This is a genomic window from Microbacterium phyllosphaerae (assembly GCF_050628115.1).
GTDB classification, from domain to species: domain Bacteria; phylum Actinomycetota; class Actinomycetes; order Actinomycetales; family Microbacteriaceae; genus Microbacterium; species Microbacterium phyllosphaerae_A.
The window spans coordinates 25,581-42,429 of the sequence record NZ_CP192502.1; the positions used below are offsets into that span (position 1 = coordinate 25,581).

The 16,849-nt window shown below is 68.8% G+C and carries 17 protein-coding genes; 8 read left to right on the forward strand and 9 right to left on the reverse strand.

The window, feature by feature from the left end; all coding sequences use genetic code 11:
• The first annotated feature begins 42 nt into the window (after window positions 1-42).
• The 4 genes from paaD (at window position 43) to ACQ4LY_RS00130 (ending at window position 4,061) form a co-directional block, all read left to right on the forward strand.
• Window positions 43-501 (forward strand): 1,2-phenylacetyl-CoA epoxidase subunit PaaD, encoded by a 459-nt coding sequence (paaD, locus tag ACQ4LY_RS00115; protein WP_431075727.1) that lies wholly within the window; start codon window positions 43-45, stop codon window positions 499-501.
• The gene (gene paaE / locus ACQ4LY_RS00120; protein WP_431073926.1) at window positions 501-1,679 is read left to right on the forward strand and encodes a 1,2-phenylacetyl-CoA epoxidase subunit PaaE; all 1,179 of its coding nucleotides are present in this window, start codon (window positions 501-503) and stop codon (window positions 1,677-1,679) included. The genes paaD and paaE overlap by 1 nt, the downstream gene beginning before the upstream one ends.
• A gap of 10 nt (window positions 1,680-1,689) precedes the next feature.
• Window positions 1,690-2,460 carry an enoyl-CoA hydratase/isomerase family protein gene (locus tag ACQ4LY_RS00125; protein WP_431073928.1) on the forward strand — a complete coding sequence of 257 codons (771 nt, stop codon included), beginning with the start codon at window positions 1,690-1,692 and terminating at the stop codon, window positions 2,458-2,460.
• Between the two features lie 77 nt (window positions 2,461-2,537).
• Window positions 2,538-4,061: an ATP-dependent DNA ligase gene (locus ACQ4LY_RS00130; protein WP_431073930.1), complete on the forward strand. Its 1,524-nt coding sequence runs from the start codon at window positions 2,538-2,540 to the stop codon at window positions 4,059-4,061.
• A gap of 2 nt (window positions 4,062-4,063) precedes the next feature.
• On the opposite strand, the gene ACQ4LY_RS00135 is transcribed toward ACQ4LY_RS00130, so the two are convergent.
• The 4 genes from ACQ4LY_RS00135 to ACQ4LY_RS00150 are packed head-to-tail and all read right to left on the reverse strand — an operon-like array spanning window position 4,064 to window position 8,078.
• Window positions 4,064-4,573 carry a phosphoribosyltransferase gene (locus ACQ4LY_RS00135; protein ID WP_311242957.1) on the reverse strand — a complete coding sequence of 170 codons (510 nt, stop codon included), beginning with the start codon at window positions 4,571-4,573 and terminating at the stop codon, window positions 4,064-4,066.
• A 48-nt stretch (window positions 4,574-4,621) separates the two neighbouring features.
• Entirely contained in the window at window positions 4,622-5,467 is an 846-nt protein-coding gene (locus ACQ4LY_RS00140) for a transglutaminase family protein (RefSeq protein WP_431073932.1), read from the reverse strand.
• Window positions 5,464-6,390 (reverse strand): alpha-E domain-containing protein, encoded by a 927-nt coding sequence (locus ACQ4LY_RS00145; protein WP_431073934.1) that lies wholly within the window; start codon window positions 6,388-6,390, stop codon window positions 5,464-5,466. Before ACQ4LY_RS00145 ends, ACQ4LY_RS00140 begins: the two co-directional genes overlap by 4 nt.
• A complete protein-coding gene (locus ACQ4LY_RS00150) occupies window positions 6,384-8,078 on the reverse strand; it encodes a circularly permuted type 2 ATP-grasp protein (protein ID WP_431073936.1) in 1,695 nt (564 codons plus the stop codon). Before ACQ4LY_RS00150 ends, ACQ4LY_RS00145 begins: the two co-directional genes overlap by 7 nt.
• Before the next feature lie 204 nt (window positions 8,079-8,282).
• Here ACQ4LY_RS00150 and ACQ4LY_RS00155 point away from each other — a divergent pair, with 204 nt between their 5' ends.
• Genes ACQ4LY_RS00155 through ACQ4LY_RS00165 form a run of 3 tightly spaced genes read left to right on the forward strand, consistent with a single transcriptional unit; the run spans window position 8,283 to window position 11,398 of the window.
• Complete coding sequence (locus ACQ4LY_RS00155; RefSeq protein WP_431073938.1) at window positions 8,283-10,046, forward strand: thiamine pyrophosphate-binding protein; 1,764 nt, start codon at window positions 8,283-8,285, stop codon at window positions 10,044-10,046.
• 27 nt (window positions 10,047-10,073) lie between these two features.
• Window positions 10,074-10,928, forward strand: a complete 855-nt coding sequence (locus ACQ4LY_RS00160) for a PhzF family phenazine biosynthesis protein (RefSeq protein ID WP_431073941.1) — start codon at window positions 10,074-10,076, stop codon at window positions 10,926-10,928.
• Window positions 10,929-10,963: 35 nt separating this feature from the next.
• Window positions 10,964-11,398: an NUDIX hydrolase gene (locus ACQ4LY_RS00165; RefSeq protein WP_431073943.1), complete on the forward strand. Its 435-nt coding sequence runs from the start codon at window positions 10,964-10,966 to the stop codon at window positions 11,396-11,398.
• A gap of 19 nt (window positions 11,399-11,417) precedes the next feature.
• Here the strand turns inward: ACQ4LY_RS00165 and ACQ4LY_RS00170 are convergent, their stop codons facing one another.
• Window positions 11,418-11,798 carry a VOC family protein gene (locus ACQ4LY_RS00170; protein WP_431073945.1) on the reverse strand — a complete coding sequence of 127 codons (381 nt, stop codon included), beginning with the start codon at window positions 11,796-11,798 and terminating at the stop codon, window positions 11,418-11,420.
• Between the two features lie 138 nt (window positions 11,799-11,936).
• On the opposite strand from ACQ4LY_RS00170, the gene ACQ4LY_RS00175 reads away from it, so the two are divergent.
• Window positions 11,937-13,151 carry a hypothetical protein gene (locus ACQ4LY_RS00175; RefSeq protein WP_431073947.1) on the forward strand — a complete coding sequence of 405 codons (1,215 nt, stop codon included), beginning with the start codon at window positions 11,937-11,939 and terminating at the stop codon, window positions 13,149-13,151.
• Between the two features lie 3 nt (window positions 13,152-13,154).
• On the opposite strand, the gene ACQ4LY_RS00180 is transcribed toward ACQ4LY_RS00175, so the two are convergent.
• From ACQ4LY_RS00180 to ACQ4LY_RS00195, 4 genes are all read right to left on the reverse strand, one after another.
• Window positions 13,155-13,784, reverse strand: a complete 630-nt coding sequence (locus tag ACQ4LY_RS00180) for a response regulator (protein WP_431073948.1) — start codon at window positions 13,782-13,784, stop codon at window positions 13,155-13,157.
• Window positions 13,781-14,851 carry a sensor histidine kinase gene (locus ACQ4LY_RS00185; protein ID WP_431073950.1) on the reverse strand — a complete coding sequence of 357 codons (1,071 nt, stop codon included), beginning with the start codon at window positions 14,849-14,851 and terminating at the stop codon, window positions 13,781-13,783. Before ACQ4LY_RS00185 ends, ACQ4LY_RS00180 begins: the two co-directional genes overlap by 4 nt.
• A gap of 191 nt (window positions 14,852-15,042) precedes the next feature.
• A complete protein-coding gene (locus ACQ4LY_RS00190; protein ID WP_431073952.1) occupies window positions 15,043-15,798 on the reverse strand; it encodes an ABC transporter permease in 756 nt (251 codons plus the stop codon).
• A 1-nt stretch (window position 15,799) separates the two neighbouring features.
• A complete protein-coding gene (locus ACQ4LY_RS00195) occupies window positions 15,800-16,774 on the reverse strand; it encodes an ABC transporter ATP-binding protein (RefSeq protein ID WP_431073954.1) in 975 nt (324 codons plus the stop codon).
• Between the last annotated feature and the right edge of the window lie 75 nt (window positions 16,775-16,849).

Here is a 16,849-nt window from a genome sequence, read left to right on the forward strand (position 1 = left end):
CGCCGCGACCTCTTCGAGACGGACCAGGCGACGGCCTGGCGGATCGCCGCGGACGTCGCCGACCCCGAGGTGCCGGTGCTCACGATCGAGGATCTCGGTGTGCTCCGTGCCGTCGCGGTCGACGGCGACACGGTCACGGTCGACATCACGCCGACGTACAGCGGATGCCCGGCGATGGACACGATCCGCGACGACGTCATCCTGGCGCTGACCGTGGCCGGCTACGAGAACGTCGAAGTGCGACTCGTGCTCTCCCCCGCGTGGACGACGGACTGGATGTCGGATGCCGGCAAGCAGAAGCTGTCGCAGTACGGCATCGCCCCTCCGACCGGACGCTCGGCGATCTCCTCCGGCCCGATCCGCCTCGCCATCAGCGTGCGGTGCCCCCGGTGCGGATCGCTGGACACCCGTGAGGTGTCTCGCTTCGGATCCACCTCGTGCAAGGCGCTGTTCGAATGCCGCGCCTGCCTCGAACCCTTCGACCATTTCAAGGTGCACTGATGTCACTGTTCGCCTCCCCCGGCGTCGCTCCGGCGCCCCCCGCGCACCGAGCCGCGCCGACGACGAAGAAGCGCGCCCGCTTCCACACACTCGCCGTCGAAGAGGTGAGGCCGCTCACCGAGGACTCGGTCGAGGTGACCTTCACCGTCCCGGCAGAGCTCGCCGACGACTACGACCACCTGCCCGGCCAGTACGTGGCGCTGCGCACGACTCTCGAGGGCACCGAGGTGCGCCGGTCGTACTCTCTGTGCCGGGCCCCCGAGCATCGCACGGACGAGCAGATCGCGGCCGGTATGCCGACCCGGCTGAGCGTCGCCGTGAAGCGCGATGAGGGCGGCCTGTTCTCCACGTGGGCGCAGACGGGACTGCATCCAGGCTTCGAGATCGACGTGATGAGTCCGCAGGGCACTTTCACCTCGGGACTCGACGACCTCGATCAGCGCCACGTCGTGGGCATCGCGGCAGGCTCGGGCATCACACCGCTCATGGCTCTCGCGCACACGGTGCTGACGCGCTCTGAGACCTCGCGCTTCACGCTTCTGTACACGAACCGCTCGACGCTCGACGTGATGTTCCTCGAGGACCTCGCCGATCTGAAGGACCGATACCCGACGCGCCTGACCCTGCACCATGTGCTCTCGCGCGAGCAGCGCACGGCACCGGTGCTGTCGGGGCGGATCGACGAGGAGAAGCTGCGCACCATCCTGGGGCTGCTGATAGACCCGACCGACGTCGACGAATGGTTCCTCTGCGGGCCGCTCTCGCTCGTCGACCTGTGCAGGGAGGTGCTCGCCGAGGTGGGTGTGCCGCGGGAGCACATCCGGTTCGAGCTGTTCACGACCGGCGATGAGCCGGTGCGCACGGCCCGACCGGTCGAGGTGCGGGCGGGCGAGAAGACGATCCGCATCGAGGTCAACCTCGACGGCGTCTCCTCGACCGTCGAGAGTCCGGTCGACGCGCACGAGTCCGTGTTGAACGCCGCACTGCGGGTGCGCCCCGACGCGCCGTTCGCGTGTGCGGGCGGCGTCTGCGGCACGTGTCGCGCACGAGTCATCGAGGGCAGCGTGACGATGACCGAGAACTACGCCCTCGAGCCCGACGAGCTCGACCGCGGCTACGTGCTGACCTGCCAGTCCCACCCGACGAGCGACCGCGTCGTGGTCGACTACGACGTCTGAGGAGCATCCGATGATCGATCTCACCATCGAGGACGACGTGGCGACGGTCGTCCTGAACGCGCCGGCAAAGCTCAACTCGCTCGACGAGCAGGCACTGCGCGATCTCGGACGCGCCTACGACGAGGCCGATGCCGCAGGAGTTCGCGCGCTCATGCTGCGCGGCGAGGGACGGGCATTCTGCGCTGGCCGCGACATCTCTGCGGTCGACCCGCGCGACGATGACGTCTCGGGCTACCTCGATGGCCTCGTCACGCCGCTGCTTCAGAGGATGTCGCGCTTCCCCGCGCCGACCTTCGCCGTCGCACACGGCGCCTGTCTGGGCGTCGGACTCGGACTCCTGATCGCCACCGACGTCGTCTACGTCGCGGAGTCGGCGAAGGTCGGCTCGCCGTTCGCCGCGCTGGGGGCCACGCTCGACTCCGGAGGCCATGCGCTCTTCGTCGAGCGGCTCGGGGCGCACAAGACCCTCGACCTCATCTACACGGGTCGGCTGATGAGCGGCACCGAAGCTGTGACATCGGGGCTGTTCTCGCGCGTCCTCCCCGACGACGAGGTGCTGCGGACGACGACGGATGCCGCGGCGACCGCCGCGCGAGGTGCCACCGCGGCGTTCCTCGCGAGCAAGCAGCTGGTCTCCCGGATCCGCGACGAGCGGCTCGCGCTGTGGGACTCGATCGAGGTCGAGAACGCCGCGCAGGCCGCGCTCTGCGACACCGATGACTACCGCGAGGGCTTCGCGGCGTTCCAGGAGAAGCGCACGCCGGAGTTCCGCGGGCGCTGAGCCTGCGTGCATACTGCGGCAGGACAGGCGAAAGCAAGGCCGTCGTCGATGTCGGATGCCGATGCGAGACTGCATGCATGTTGCTCTCGGAGCTCGTCACCACCGCAGACACCGTCACCGCGACCTCATCGCGGCTCGCCAAGATCGATGCGCTGTCGCAGCTGCTCGCGCGCGCTGACGCGGAGGACGTCCCCGCCCTGGTCGGACTGCTTCTCGCGGCGCCTCGTCAGGGGCGCCTCGGCGTGGGCTGGCGAGGGATCTCAGCTCTCGACGTGCAGCACGCCGATGCACCGTCGCTGTCGATCAGCGATGTCGACGACGCTTTCGAGACCCTGACCCATGCGTCGGGCTCAGGATCTGCGTCCGCACGGAGCGGCCTCCTCTCCGTCCTCGCCAGCCGCGCCACCACCGGCGAATGGGACTTCCTGTCGCGCGCGATGCTCGGGGAGCTGCGCACCGGTGCACTCGGCGGTGTCCTGCTCGACGCGATAGCACGCGCCTCCGATCGTCCGGTCGCCAGCGTGCGCCGTGCCGCGATGCTGTCCGGCGACCTGGGCGAGACCGCCGTGCTCGCCCTCCACGGAAGCGCCGATGCTCTCGAGGCCGTCGGCCTGCAGGTCGGTCGCCCGGTGCTGCCGATGCTCGCCTCGACTGCCGCCACTCCGACTGCTGCGCTCGAGGTCACGGGGCGCGCCTCGGTCGAGTACAAGCTCGACGGTGCGCGCATCCAGGTGCACCGCAGCGGCGACGCCGTGAGCGTCTACACCCGCAGCCTCGCCGACATCACGCACCGCGTGCCCGAGATCGTCGAGATCGTGCGAAGCCTCCCCGCTCACGACCTGATCCTCGACGGAGAGACGCTGTCGCTCGATGAGGACGGCGGCCCTCGCCCCTTCCAGGAGACCATGTCGCGGTTCGGGGCCGACGTCTCGCGCGACCTCGTGCTGCGGCCCTGGTTCTTCGACGTGCTGCACGTCGACGGGCGCGATCTGCTCGACGAGCCGCTCTCCACCCGCCTGGTCGAGCTCGAGCGGGTCGTCGACGAATGGCGCATGCCGGGCATCGTGACCGACGATCCCGCAGCCGCCGAGCAGCTGTCCCGTGACGCTCTGGCGGCCGGGCACGAGGGCGTGCTCGTCAAGGGAGTCGACGCTCCCTATTCCGCAGGGCGCCGCGGCAAGTCCTGGGTGAAGGTGAAGCCGGTGCTGACGTACGACCTCGTCGTGCTCGCCGCCGAGTGGGGTTCGGGCCGTCGCCAGGGGTGGCTGTCGAATCTCCATCTCGGTGCGCTCGATCCCGACGGAGAGTTCGGCGAGCCGGGTGGATTCGTGATGGTCGGCAAGACCTTCAAGGGACTCACCGACGAACTGCTGCGCTGGCAGACCGAGAACTTTCCACCTCTCGAGACGAGGCGCACGCAGAGCACCGTGTTCCTGCGCCCCGAGTTCGTGGTCGAGATCGCCATCGACGGCGTGCAGCGATCGCCCCGCTACCCCGGTGGCATCGCCCTGCGTTTCGCCAGAGTCAAGGGCTATCGACCCGATAAGACGCCGTCAGGCGCCGACACGATTCAGACGCTGCGCGCGCTGCTGCGAGGGTGAGCTCAGGCGCTCGGAGCGAGCCCGAGGTCCTCTTCGCGGACGGTGCCCTGGAACGACCATGGGAAGTTGATCCAGAGATCCGTGTCCTTCCAGGCATAGTCGGGCTGGATGATCGTGGAGGGCTTCGTGTAGATCGTGACCGAGCGCACGTCGGCGCCCTTGTCCTTCAGCAGCTGCACGGCCAGCGCGAGGGTGCGCCCCGAGTCGGCGACGTCGTCGACGAGCAGCACGCGCCGCCCGTCGAGATACGCCATGTCGAGCTCGGGCGGAAGCACCTCCGGCGCATCCAGAACCGTGCCGATGCCGGTGTAGAACTCGACGTTGATCGCCCCGCAGTTCTTCGCGCCGAGCCCATAGGCGATCGCGCCGGCCGGCAGCAGACCGCCTCGGGCGATCGCCACGACGACCTCGGGCACGAAGCCGCTGTCGAGGATGCTGCGCGCGAGATCTCGCGTCGCCGATCCGAAGCCGTCCCAGGTGAGCGTCTCGCGCTCGATCGAAGCATCCGTCATCGTCTCATTCTTCCCCACTGCCGCACGCTGCCCCGACCAGGAACCTGATCACCCCAGGCGGGTGATCTCGACTGACACGAAGAGCTCGGATGCGCTGGGCCCGGCGTACACGCCACGGAGCGGCGGGACGTCGGCGTAGTCGCGGCCGTGTCCGACGTAGACGTGCGATTCCCCGACCTCGACGAGGTTGGTCGGATCGTAGCCGCGCCACTCGCCGGAGTACCACTCCACCCAGGCGTGCGACTCCCCTGTCACCGACTGCCCGATCGCCGCCGTGGGGTCGGGGTGGAGGTAACCGGAGACGTATCGCGCCGGGATCCCTGCGGCCCTGAGCACCCCGAGCGCGACATGCGCGATGTCCTGACAGACACCCGATCGCGTCGGCCAGGCGTCGCGTGCCGTGGAGCTCACCCCTGTCACGCCGCTGCGATACTCCATCGCCTCCCCCACGGTCTTGCAGATCTCGAAAGCCGTCTCGTCGACCCCGCCGCCCTCTGCCTCGATCCGCAGCGCGAGCTCGTGCATCTCCTCGTCCGGGTCGGTCGCCGGCGTCTGCGTCACGCATTCCGCGAGAGCGAGCGACTGCGGGATCCTTGCCGCGAGCTCGTCCCAGTCGATGCCGATACCCGCGTGGGGCAGCGGTCTGACGTCGACCACGCTCGTCGCCGTGACCGAGAGCTCCTGATGCGGGGTGAGCACCTCGAAGGTCGAGACGCGCGTGTCCCAGTAGTCCGCATACGAGTGCTGCGTCGCTGTCGGCGAGATGTCGAGAGTCGCCTGCAGCACGAACTGCCCCTCACGCGAGTGCGGCAGCATCCGCGCCTCGTTGTACGACGCCGTCGCCGGGTGCTCGTAGCGGAATCCCGTGCGGTGCACGATCCGGAGCCGGCTCACAGCGCCTCTCCGATCCACACGGGCATCGCGATCGACGGGAAGTACCGCTCTCTGATCGCATCACTCGCCACCGACATCCCCACCTGGACCTCCTCCATGCTCTCGGACAGACGATGCACGGTGTCGCCGATCGGTCGGTACTCCAACTCGGAGCGCATTCGGCCCAGCACCCTGTGGGCGCGATCCGGGGTTCCGAAGGCGCCCGCAGGATCGATCCCGCGCAGGCAGTCCTCGGCCTGGAGGATGCTCGAGAGCACCGACCGCGGGAACAGCCGATCGACGAGCAGGAACTCCACCGCGGAGGCCCCGGTCGGCACGGCCCGATGGCTGCGCAGGTGGGCCTCGTATGCGCCGCAGCTGCGCAGCAGCGTCGTCCAGCTGGGTCCACCGGCCTCTGTGAGCGACCGCGTCGCCAGCAGACGAGCGGTCATGTCGGCGCGCTCGATCGAGCGGCCGAGGACGAAGAAGTGCCAGGCCTCGTCCCTGCTCGTCGACGAGTCCACGACCCCGAAGGCGAGCGCCGACCGATCGCGCACCCACCGGAAGAACGGGTGCGTCTTGTCGGAGGCGATCCGCCGCGGCATCCGCGCGTTCGACTCGTTGAGCGTCTCCCAGAGATCCGTCGAGATGATCTCGCGCGCACGGCGCGCGTTCTCCCTCGCGGAGGCGATCGAGTGAGCGATCGACGCGGAGTGGTCCCGATCCAGCGCGAGGAGCCGCACCACGTCGTCACGGCTCAGCACAGTGTCATCGTCGGCGGTCGTGCCCATGACCGAGAGGAGCGCGCGGCAGGCGGTGTCCTCCTCGACCCACGGATCCTCGAGCAGCAGTTGCAGGTGCACGTCGAGGATGCGTGCGGTGCCGTCCGCCCGCTCGACATATCGTCCGATCCAGAACAGCGCCTCCGCGATACGACTCAGCACGACGCACCCCCCTGCTGTTGCTGCTGTTGCTGCTGTTGCTGCTGCTGTTGCTGGTGGTGACGCAGCTCGAGGTCCTCGTCCTGCGGAGAGGAGAGGAACGGCTGATGCGATTCCTCCCGATGCGGTGACACGATCGCGATCGCCCCCGTGGCGAGAGACACCTCATCGGCCGCGGGATCGGGCTCGCCCGTCACTGTCGTCGTCGGTCCTGTGAACAGAGACGGGTCCAGCACCCAGGTGTCCTTCGACCCTCCGCCCTGACTGGAGTTCACGACCAGCTGCCCCTCGGGCAGCGCCACCCTCGTGAGTCCGCCGGGGAGCACCCAGATGTCCTGTCCGTCGTTGACGGCGAACGGACGCAGATCGACGTGCCGCGGCCGGAACCCGTCTTCGACGAGAGTGGGGATGGTCGACAGCTGCACGACGGGCTGCGCGATCCACCCTCGCGGATCGGCGAGCAGCGTCTTGCGGAGCTCGTCGAGCGTCTCGCGCGAGGCGTCCGGTCCGACGACGAGGCCTTTGCCGCCCGAGCCGTCGACCGGCTTCACGACGAGTTCGTCGAGCCGATCGAGCACCTCTTCGAGAGCATCCGGTTCCTCGAGCCGCCAGGTGTCGACGTTCGGGAGCACCGGCTCCTCCCCCAGGTAGTAGCGGATCAGATCGGGCACGTACGTGTAGACGAGCTTGTCGTCGGCGACCCCGTTGCCGATGGCGTTCGCGAGCGTCACGTTGCCGAGTCTGGCGGCGAGCATCAGCCCCGGGGCCCCGAGCACGGAATTCGGGCGGAACTGCTGCGGGTCGAGGAACTCGTCATCGACCCGTCGATAGATCACGTCTACTCGGGTGGGACCGGCTGTGGTGTGCATCCACACGCGACCGCCCGAGCAGAAGAGGTCGCGTCCCTCGACCAGCTCGATGCCCATCATGCGGGCCAGCAGCGTGTGCTCGTAATAGGCCGAGTTGTGCACACCGGGGGTCAGCACCACCACCGTCGGATCGTCGACGCCCGCGGGCGCCGCCGCACGCAGAGCCTGCAGCAGATGGCCGGGATAGTCGACGACCGGACGCACACGGAGACTCGTGAACAGCTCGGGGAGCGTCTGCGCCATGACCCTCCGGTTGGCGAGCACGTAACTGACGCCGCTGGGCACGCGCACGTTATCCTCGAGCACCCGCCAGGCTCCCGCCTCGTCGCGGATGACGTCGATGCCCGCGACGTGGATGCGCACCCCGTTCGCCCCCACGATCCCCGCCGCCTGACGATGGAAGTGCGAGGACGAGCTGATCAGCGGCGCGGGGATCACCCCGTCCTGCACCGCCCGCTGCGGCCCGTAGGCATCGGCCAGGAAGGCCTCGAGCGCCCGCACGCGCTGCTTCACGCCGGATTCGACCAGCGTCCAGTCGTCGGCGGCGATCACCCGAGGAACCACGTCGAGAGGGAACGGACGTTCCTCGCCTGCGAAGTCGAACGTCACTCCCTGGGCGAGATACGAACTCGCGAGCGCATCCGTGCGAGCTCGGAGCTCCGCGTCGTCCATGCGCGCGAGCGCCGGATACATGTCCTTGTAGGGAAGGCGAACGCCCTCGCCCCCTGGCGCCGCGTCCGCGGGGAACATCTCATCCCACGGCGCGGCCCCCGCCCGCTTCGGTGATCGACGCGAGGTGTATCCGTTGAACAGCGACTCCATGACCGCATGTTTCCCTGTCACCGTTTCGGTGGTGTTACGCGCACAAGACGGAGCCGCGACAGCGCGCGCGGCTGTAAGATCGACTCGTCCGGCGCTCTCTGCCGCCGGTGCCTGAAAAAGAGGCACGAAGCACCCCGCGATGACGCGGGCGCGAGACACATACGGAATCGCACGTTCTCCGTCCCTGTCTCGAAAGGCTCCACCATGCCCACCGTCTCCGCGCACGTCGCCCACACCCTCGCCCAGCACATCGATGCCGTCTTCGGCGTGATGGGCAACGGCAACGCCTACTTCCTCGACGCCATCGAGACGCAGACGGATGCGGTCTTCACGGCTGTCCGCCACGAGCAGGGCGCTGTCGTCGCGGCCGACGCGCACTTCAGGGCCTCCGGACGCATCGCCGCCGGCACCTCGACCTACGGCGCGGGCTTCACGAACACGCTCACGGCTCTCGCCGAGGCCGTCCAGGCGCATGTGCCGCTCGTGCTCGTGGTCGGCGACGAGCCGACCTCGGGCCCTCGCCCGTGGGACGTCGATCAGATCGCACTCGCCTCCGCCGTCGGCGCCCGCACGTATACGGTCGGTCGCGCGGATGCCGCCGCGACCACCGTGATCGCGATCGAGCACGCGCTGACCTACCGCGTGCCGGTCGTGCTGGCCATCCCCTACGATGTGGCCGCACTCGAGGCCGGCGCTGTGCCCGAGGCACCGGCGCCCCGCCTCCCCGCGCCGCTCGCCCCTCGGGGCGAGTTCGCCGCGGGAACGTTGGATGAGATCGCCGCAGCGCTGGCCGGAGCATCCCGCCCGTTCCTGCTCGCCGGTCGCGGCGCGTGGCTTTCCGGCGCGGGTGATGCGCTGGGCGACCTCGCCCGCCTGACAGGTGCACTCACGGCATCGTCGGCACTCGGTCGCGGAGTCTTCCCCGAGTCGCAGTACGACCTGGGCGTCACCGGTGGTTTCGGTGCCGACGGAGCCATGGATCTCGTGCGCAGCGCCGACGTCGCCGTCGTGTTCGGCGCCTCGCTCAACCAGTTCACGATGCGCTTCGGCGAACTCTTCGCTCCGGGCACCCGTGTGTTCCAGATCGACATCGCCCCTGCAGCCACCCATCCTCATGTCGGCGGCTTCGTCCGCGCGGATGCCCGCCTCGCCGCAGAGGAGCTCGTCACCCGGGTCGGCTCCCTCGTCTCCGGTTCAGGTCCCGAGATCGCCCCTGCCGAGCACAGCTTCGGAGCTGATGCACGCCACACCGAGACATCAGGACTCGCGGACGGCGAGTCACTCCCGGCATCCGGAGCTGTGCCCGGAAGGCCGTGGCGCGAGACCGTCGATGTCGCCGCCGCACGCACCTACGACGCGGGAGACGACCTCGCCGCAGACGGCCGCCTGGATCCACGATCCGCCGCTCGCCGCATCGCCGAGCTGCTGCCCGGCGACCGTGTCGTCGTTTCCGACGGCGGGCACTTCATCGGCTGGGCGAACATGTACTGGCCCGTCGAGGCACCCGACCGGATGATGATGGTCGGCACCGCCTTCCAGTCGATCGGACAGGGTTGGCCGAGTGTCGTCGGCGCGGCCCTCGCCCGCCGCGAGTCGACCGTCGTGCTGACGTCGGGCGACGGCGGCGGGCTGATGGCGATCGCCGATCTCGAGTCAGCCGTCCGTGCAGCCCAGGGCCGCGGCATCGCGGTGATCTGGAACGACGCGGCGTACGGCGCCGAGGTCAACCTCTACGGCCTCAAGGGGCTCGCGGAGGGGCCGATGCGGATCCCCGAGGTCGACTTCGCCGCTTTCGGCGCAGCTGTGGGAGCCGAGGGAGTCGTCGTGAAGACCCTCGCGGATCTCGATCGGCTCAGCACCTGGGCGCTCGAGGATTCCGCGACGCGACGATTCCTCCTGCTCGACCTCCGCATCTCGGGCGATGTGATCGCGCCGTACCAGCAGGAGATCATCCGCGTGAACTCGTGAGGCCATCCGATCGCTAGGCTCCTCGTCATGACCGATGACCTCGACGTCCTGCGCTACAGCGCCTTCGCGGCGACCCCTGATGGCGGAAACCCTGCAGGTGTCGTCCTCGATGCGGGAGGCATGACCGACGTGCGGATGCTGCGCATCGCCGCCGACGTCGGATACTCAGAGACCGCGTTCGTCGTCGGCCGGGCGGCGGATGCACGGGTGCCGCGTTATCGAGTGCGCTATTGGTCACCTGCTGCCGAAGTGCCGTTCTGCGGTCACGCGACGGTCGCGACCGCCGTCGCCCTCGCCGAGCGCGACGGTGTCGGCGATGTGGTCTTCGACACCGATGCCGGCGCCGTTACGCTGCAGTCGGCCGCCGACGCAGACGGTCGGATCACCGTGGCATTCACGAGTGTCGAGCCCCAGGTGCGCGATCTCGACGCGTCGATTCTCCAGACGCTCCTGAGCCTGTTGAGCGTCGAGGTCACGGACCTCGACGAGCGCTTCCCCCCGAAGGAGTCGTTCGCCGGCAATTGGCATCCGGTCATCGCTCTCCGTGATCGAGAGCTGTTCGACCAGTTCCGCTTCTTTCCCGCCGATGTCGCCACGCTCATGCGCGAGCAGGGGTGGCTCGGCACTGTGACGGTGCTGCACGCGGTCGGTCCTGCGGACTTCGACGCGCGCAACCTGTTCCCGGTCGGTCGCATCACCGAAGACCCGGCGACGGGATCCGCGGCAGCATCCGTCGGCGCCTACCTGCGCGACCTGGGACACACGGAGCGGACCGTCCGGATCCATCAGGGCGCGCACGTGCGCAGGCCCAGTCTGCTCACCGTGACTATCCCGCCGACCGGAGGCATCGAGGTCTCCGGCGGGGCGTTCCGCCTGGCGTGAACCCCGCACCTGGCCTCCTGCGTTAGCCTTCCGAGATGCCTGCCATCCGCAACATCGCCGTCGGCCTCCCTGTGAAGGACGGGCATCTGCTCGCCCTCGAAGGACACGACCACTCACGCGGACTCGACTTCCTCCGGGCGATCGGCGGCGGGATCGAGTTCGGTGAGACGGCGGTGGAGGCGCTCCGGCGAGAGTTCATGGAAGAGCTCGGCGTCGAGCTCGACGGCGCCGAGCCGCTCGGCGTCTTCGAGAACATCTTCACGTACGAGGGCGAACCCGGGCACGAGATCGCCCACGTCTTCGCAGTGTCCTCCGCAGCGCTCGATGCCGTGCCTCTCGACGCAGAGCTCCGCATCCTCGATGAGGGCAGTCCTGTGCGCTGGGTGCCCCTCGCGGACATCGAGTCCGGCGTCCGCGTGCTCTTTCCGGAGGGCGCGCCGGAGGCTTTGCGCACGATCTCCGCGCGCTGACCTCGGCTCTCCCGCCGCGTCAGGCCTGCGCGCTGTAGTCCGGCAGTTCCTGAAGAGTCCAGGTGTTGCCGTCGGGATCGTCGAACCAGACGAAGCGACCCCAGCCCAGGTCTTCGACGCCCTTGGTCGTCACCCCCACGGCCTCGAGCTGAGCCTTGGCTTCATCAGCGTTCGGCACCACCACCTGGATGGTCTTCTGCTGACCGGGCTCGAGGGGAATCTCCAGCCCCGTGCCGAAGGCGATCGAGCAGGCGGAACCGGGCGGAGTCATCTGCACGAAACGCAGACCCTCATACGGCACCTGATCGTGGTCGGGGTTGAATCCGATCTTCGTGTAGAACTCCTTCGAGCGGTCGACGTCGGTCACCGGCATGAAGATGAGCTCGATCTTCCAGGTCATCACGCACTCCTCGTCGTGGGCATCGGCGCCCATCGGCCTCAGGCTACGCGGGGCCACCGACACCCGCCAGAGCGGTGGCGCATCCCGACCCCCGATGACGAGCCGCGCGTCTGCTCACCCGTGACGGATACTGGTCCGGTGACGCGACGACGAGAGCATGACCGGATGCAGCTGATCTTCGAGGCACTCGGCATGCCGGAGGGCGACATCGCCGTGAGAGCTCTGATCGCTGCATTCGGTGACGGACCTGCAGAGACCGCCGCGTATCGGATCGGGGAGCCGGCCGTGCTCTCGCAGCACCTGCGATTCGGATCCGGTGGCGAGATCGTGCTGCATGACGACGCCGTCATCGCCGTGATCCTGCACCTCACCCCCACGCCGTTCTCTCCGCGCGGACTCGACGTGGCCGAGTGGATCCCCGGGATCGACGACAGCGCGACTTTCGCCGATTTCACAGAGAGCTTCGACGTTCCGTGGAGGTTCGCAGAGGGCGACCGCTACTTCGTGCTCGATGGCGCGTATCTGCGGCCGGAGTTCGTGAAGTACGGGGGCCGCCGCGCCGGTGACCTGCAGCGGGTGGCCTTCACCATGGACGACCCGAAAGACACGTGCCGTCCGGCTCACGACGGCTGCCCGGTGTGTCGCGAACTGATCGCACGCACCGAGGACGGTCTCTTCGATCTGGACGGCACGATCCACCGTCTCGTCGACGGCCTCGAGACCGGAGTTCTCACCAACGGGGACGCACCTGTGCCCCTCGCCGACCTTCGACCGCTGCACGCCTCCGCCCTGTTGGAGCGAGTGGAGAGCCAGGTCACCTGCACCGCGTGCCGTCGGGTCGCGTGTCTGACGCTGTATCGCGACTCCTCACCGACATTCGGCCATCACACGTTGGATGCCGCACTGCGACGCCCCCACGAGGCGATCCCTTCCGTCGAGCGATGGGGCGACGCCGCTCGCATCGCCGCAGCGCGACAGGCGATGCGCTACGTCGACCATGAGCCCGGCTCGTGGTTCCTGGTCGAACAGCACGGCGACCTCTACCTCGACTCGCGCTACACGATCAGCTCGATGGTCGACGACTCGTGCCTGATCCGCCTGGATCATGCCGAGCGCCGCGAGTACAGGGAAGCGGGCCGCGACGGGCTCACCGACCTCGCCCGGCGCATCGACGCCAGCGGTCCCCACCGCGATGGATCCCCCTTCCATCTGCGGAACCTCCGCCGATACCCCGCCGAAGGAAGGGACTACTCCACCGAACTCCGAGCTGCCATCGCCGACCACACCTGGCTCGCCAGGCAGAAGCAGGCAGCGGCACAGCGGGCGCGCGCCGCATCCGCTGCGGAGGGATGAGGGTCAGATCCAGCCCTTGTCGAGCGCGATGCGCACGGCCTGCGCGCGATTCGCCGCGCCCGTCTTCCCGATCGCCGCGGAGAGGTGATTTCTCACGGTGCCCGCAGACAGGAACACCTCGGCCGCGACGGCAGCGGCCGATCGGCCGTCCGCGGCGAGACGGAGCACCTGGCGCTCCCGCTCGCTCAGTGGGTTCGCGCCGTCGAACAGGCTGTCTGCGGCGAGCGCCGGATCGAGCACGCGCACGCCGCGATGCACCCGACGCACCGCCTCCGCCAGCTGCTCGGCGGGGGTGTCCTTCACGATGAACCCGCTGGCTCCGGCGTCCAGGGCCGACCGCAGATATCCGGGGCGCGCGAAGGTGGTCACGATGAGGATCTGCGTCGTCGGACTCGCCTCGCGGACCCGACGCGTCGCCTCCACGCCGTCCATGCCCGGCATCTGGATGTCCATCAGACACACATCCGGCCGCAGCTCCTCCGCGAGCCGCTGCGCCTCTGCACCGTCTGATGCCATGCCGATCACGGTGAGGTCGGGCTCGAGGTCGAGCAGTGCCCCCAGTGCGCCGCGCACCAGCGCCTGATCGTCGGCGATCAGCAGACGGATGCCTGCGCCCTCGCTCGCGGCCGTCACCAGGTCACCTCGACCCTGGTCCCCGAGCAGTCGGCGTCACGCGCTCCGGCGATCACGAAGCCCGCTCCTGCTGCCGCCGCGCGCTCGCGCATGCCACGGATGCCGTTGCCCGCGCCTTCACGCGTGCCGTCACCTGCGCCTTCAGGGATGCCGATCCCGTCGTCGTCGACCACCAGCCGCCCGGGCGCGAACAGCACTCCCACGGTACGAGCCTGGGAATGACGCAGCGCATTGGTCGTCGCCTCACGCAGGATCCAACTCGCGGTGATCGCCTGCACCGGTGAGAGGGCATCGGCCTCGCCCTGAACCCGCAGCTCGATGTCGGCCGCGCGCAGCGATTCCCGAGACGACGCGAGCTGCTCGACGAGCGTCGTCGCCCGCGCACCGGACACCGATGACCTCACCCCGGCGATCGCCTCGGCTGTGAGCCGCTCGATGTCGGCGAGCTCCGCCTTCGCGCGCTCCGGATCGGAGTCCATGAGGCGGCGCACGAGCTGCGCCTTGAGACCGACGACCGTCAACGAGTGGCCGACCAGGTCGTGCACGTCGCGTGCGACGGCTTCGCGCCCCGCACTCGTCGCCAGCTCGAGTCCGAGCTGCTCGGCCTCTCCCGAGCGGATGATGAGCCAGGTCGACACCGTGTTGACGACGCCCAGGAGTCCGATGATCGCCAGCACCGACAGATAGCTGAGACCTCCGGGGAGCAGGAAGACGCACAGCGCCGCGACCGTCAGGGCGGCGACCGTCGTGATCCAATGCCACACACGCGTCAGTCCGTAGGAGGCGAACGACATGATGAACGGAAGGAAGCTGAGCGCGGAACCGCCTTCTGCCGGCACGGAGATCAGCGCACACAGTATGAGGAGCGCGAACGTGACCCACTGCCGCGCAGACGGCGGTCGCCCCAACCCGCCTCCGCCGCGCATCCCGTGCATGAAGCCGGTGACGTACAGCAACACGAAGGCGATCAGCGCGATCCAGCCCACGACGATCCACGCGGGCGGCGCCTCGGAGCGCAGCAGCGCCAGCACCGGATAGACGAGGAAGACCAGCCAGATTACGGCCATCAGCCAGCCGAACCGCGACCAGGGATCCTTCCCCACAGGTCGACGTGGGGCGCGCGCTCCCGGAGCCGACCATGCGGCCGGCGGCGCCCCCAGAGCGGCGAACTGCCGGGCCTGCCGGGATGCTTCCGAGGATCCCCGCTTCGAGTGCTGCGTCATCCGTCCAACCTATCGACGAGGGTGAGGCCGGGCTTCTACTGCCGCGACCGGGAACGCTTCATACCCATGGTCACCAGCAGCGCGAACAGCCCGAGCCACACGACGACGTTCAGGAACAGCATCCACAGCTCATCCGTCTGCCCCGTGGTGAGGACGCCGTCGGTCAACGGCCAGCGACTGAGAGCGACGAAACCGTACAGCGGCGTGAAACGGGCGATGTCGAGCATCACCCCGTCGAGCGGCATGAAGACATTGCCGAAGAATGCGAAGAACGTCATCGAGATCGAGGCCAGCGCCGCGGCGGAGTCCGAGCTGAAGAACAGGCCGACGCCGAGTCCGAACAGCCCGTACATCAGGCCGATCCCGAGGATGATGGCCGCGGTGGCGACCCAGCGCCAGGCATCCTCGACCTGCGCGCCGGTCATCATGCCTGCGGAGAAGACCGCCACCAGTGCCAGCGCAGCGAAGACGACGGATGTGAGCAGCTTGGTCAGTGCGTATCCTGCGGTCGTCAGCGGGGTCATCGCGAGCTGACGACCCCAGCCCTGCTTGGCCTCAGTGGCCGCGAGCGAGGTCAGCGAGCTCATCGCGACCGCCGTGCCGTAGGCGGCCATCGAAGTCATCACATAGAAGGAGACGTTCCCATGGCCGGCCGAGAGCGAGCCGTAGCCCATTCCCGCACCGAACAGCAGGTACATCGCGACCGGCATCGCCAGCGTGAATGCGAGCGTGTACGGGTTGCGCAGCTGACGGATGCCTTCGATGCGCAGCATGGTGGGTGAGACGAGCATGTCAGTTCTCCGTCAGGGCCGTGAAGGCGGTTTCGAGGGTGGCGGCGGCGATCTCGAGGTCGTGGGCGCCGTTGTCGAGCAGAATGCGGGCGGCCGCGTCCGAGTCCGCTGCCCGCAGGCTCAGTCGGTCCCCGTCCAGTCGCACGTCGACGACGCCGTCTTCGTCTTTCAGCATCGCGACGAGCGCCGCATCGGCCGGATCGATGGTCGCGGAGAGGCTCCGCTCCCCCAGACTCGCCCGCAGCAGCGCCGTGGGGGCGTCCGCGACGATCGTGCCGCGGTGCATCACCACCGTCCGGCGCGCGAACTGCTCCGCCTCTTCGAGGTAGTGGGTGGCGAACACGATCGTGCGCCCGGCATCCGCATCCGCCCGCATCACATCCCAGAAGTGCCGCCGGGCTGTGACGTCCATGCCTGCCGTCGGCTCGTCCAGTACGAGGATGTCGGGGTCCGAGACCATCGCGAGTGCGAACTTCACCCGCTGCTGCTCTCCACCGGAGCACTTCGACACCCGGCGGCGGGCGAGGTGCTCGAGATCGGCACGGGCCATGACCTCGGGCACGCGTGCGGCGGCTTCTGCCCCGTACAGCGAGGCGATGAGGCGCACGGTCTCGCCCACGGTCAGGTCGCCCAGCAGCCCGCCGGACTGCAGCACCGCCCCGATCGCGCCGCTCGATGTCGCCCGCTCGGGCGTGACCCCGAGCACCTGGACGCTGCCGGTGCTCGGTTGCGTGAGCCCCAGGAGCATGTCGAGCGTGGTCGTCTTACCCGCGCCGTTCGGTCCCAGCAGTGCCACGACCTCTCCCCGGCGGATCGACAGATCGACACCGGCCACGGCCTGCACGCGGCTGTCGCCCGAACCGAAATGGCGCGTGACGCCGCGCAGCTCGAGCACGACCGGATCATGGTTCGGGGCTTCGGATGCCGAACGAGCGAGTGCCTGCGTCGCCGGCCTGCTCGCGGAGGTGTTGTTCATGCGTCCAGCCTTCCGGAGCGGCGACGACGGCGCCGGAGGGCGGTGTCATCTCCTTGCCATGACACGTGTCATGGT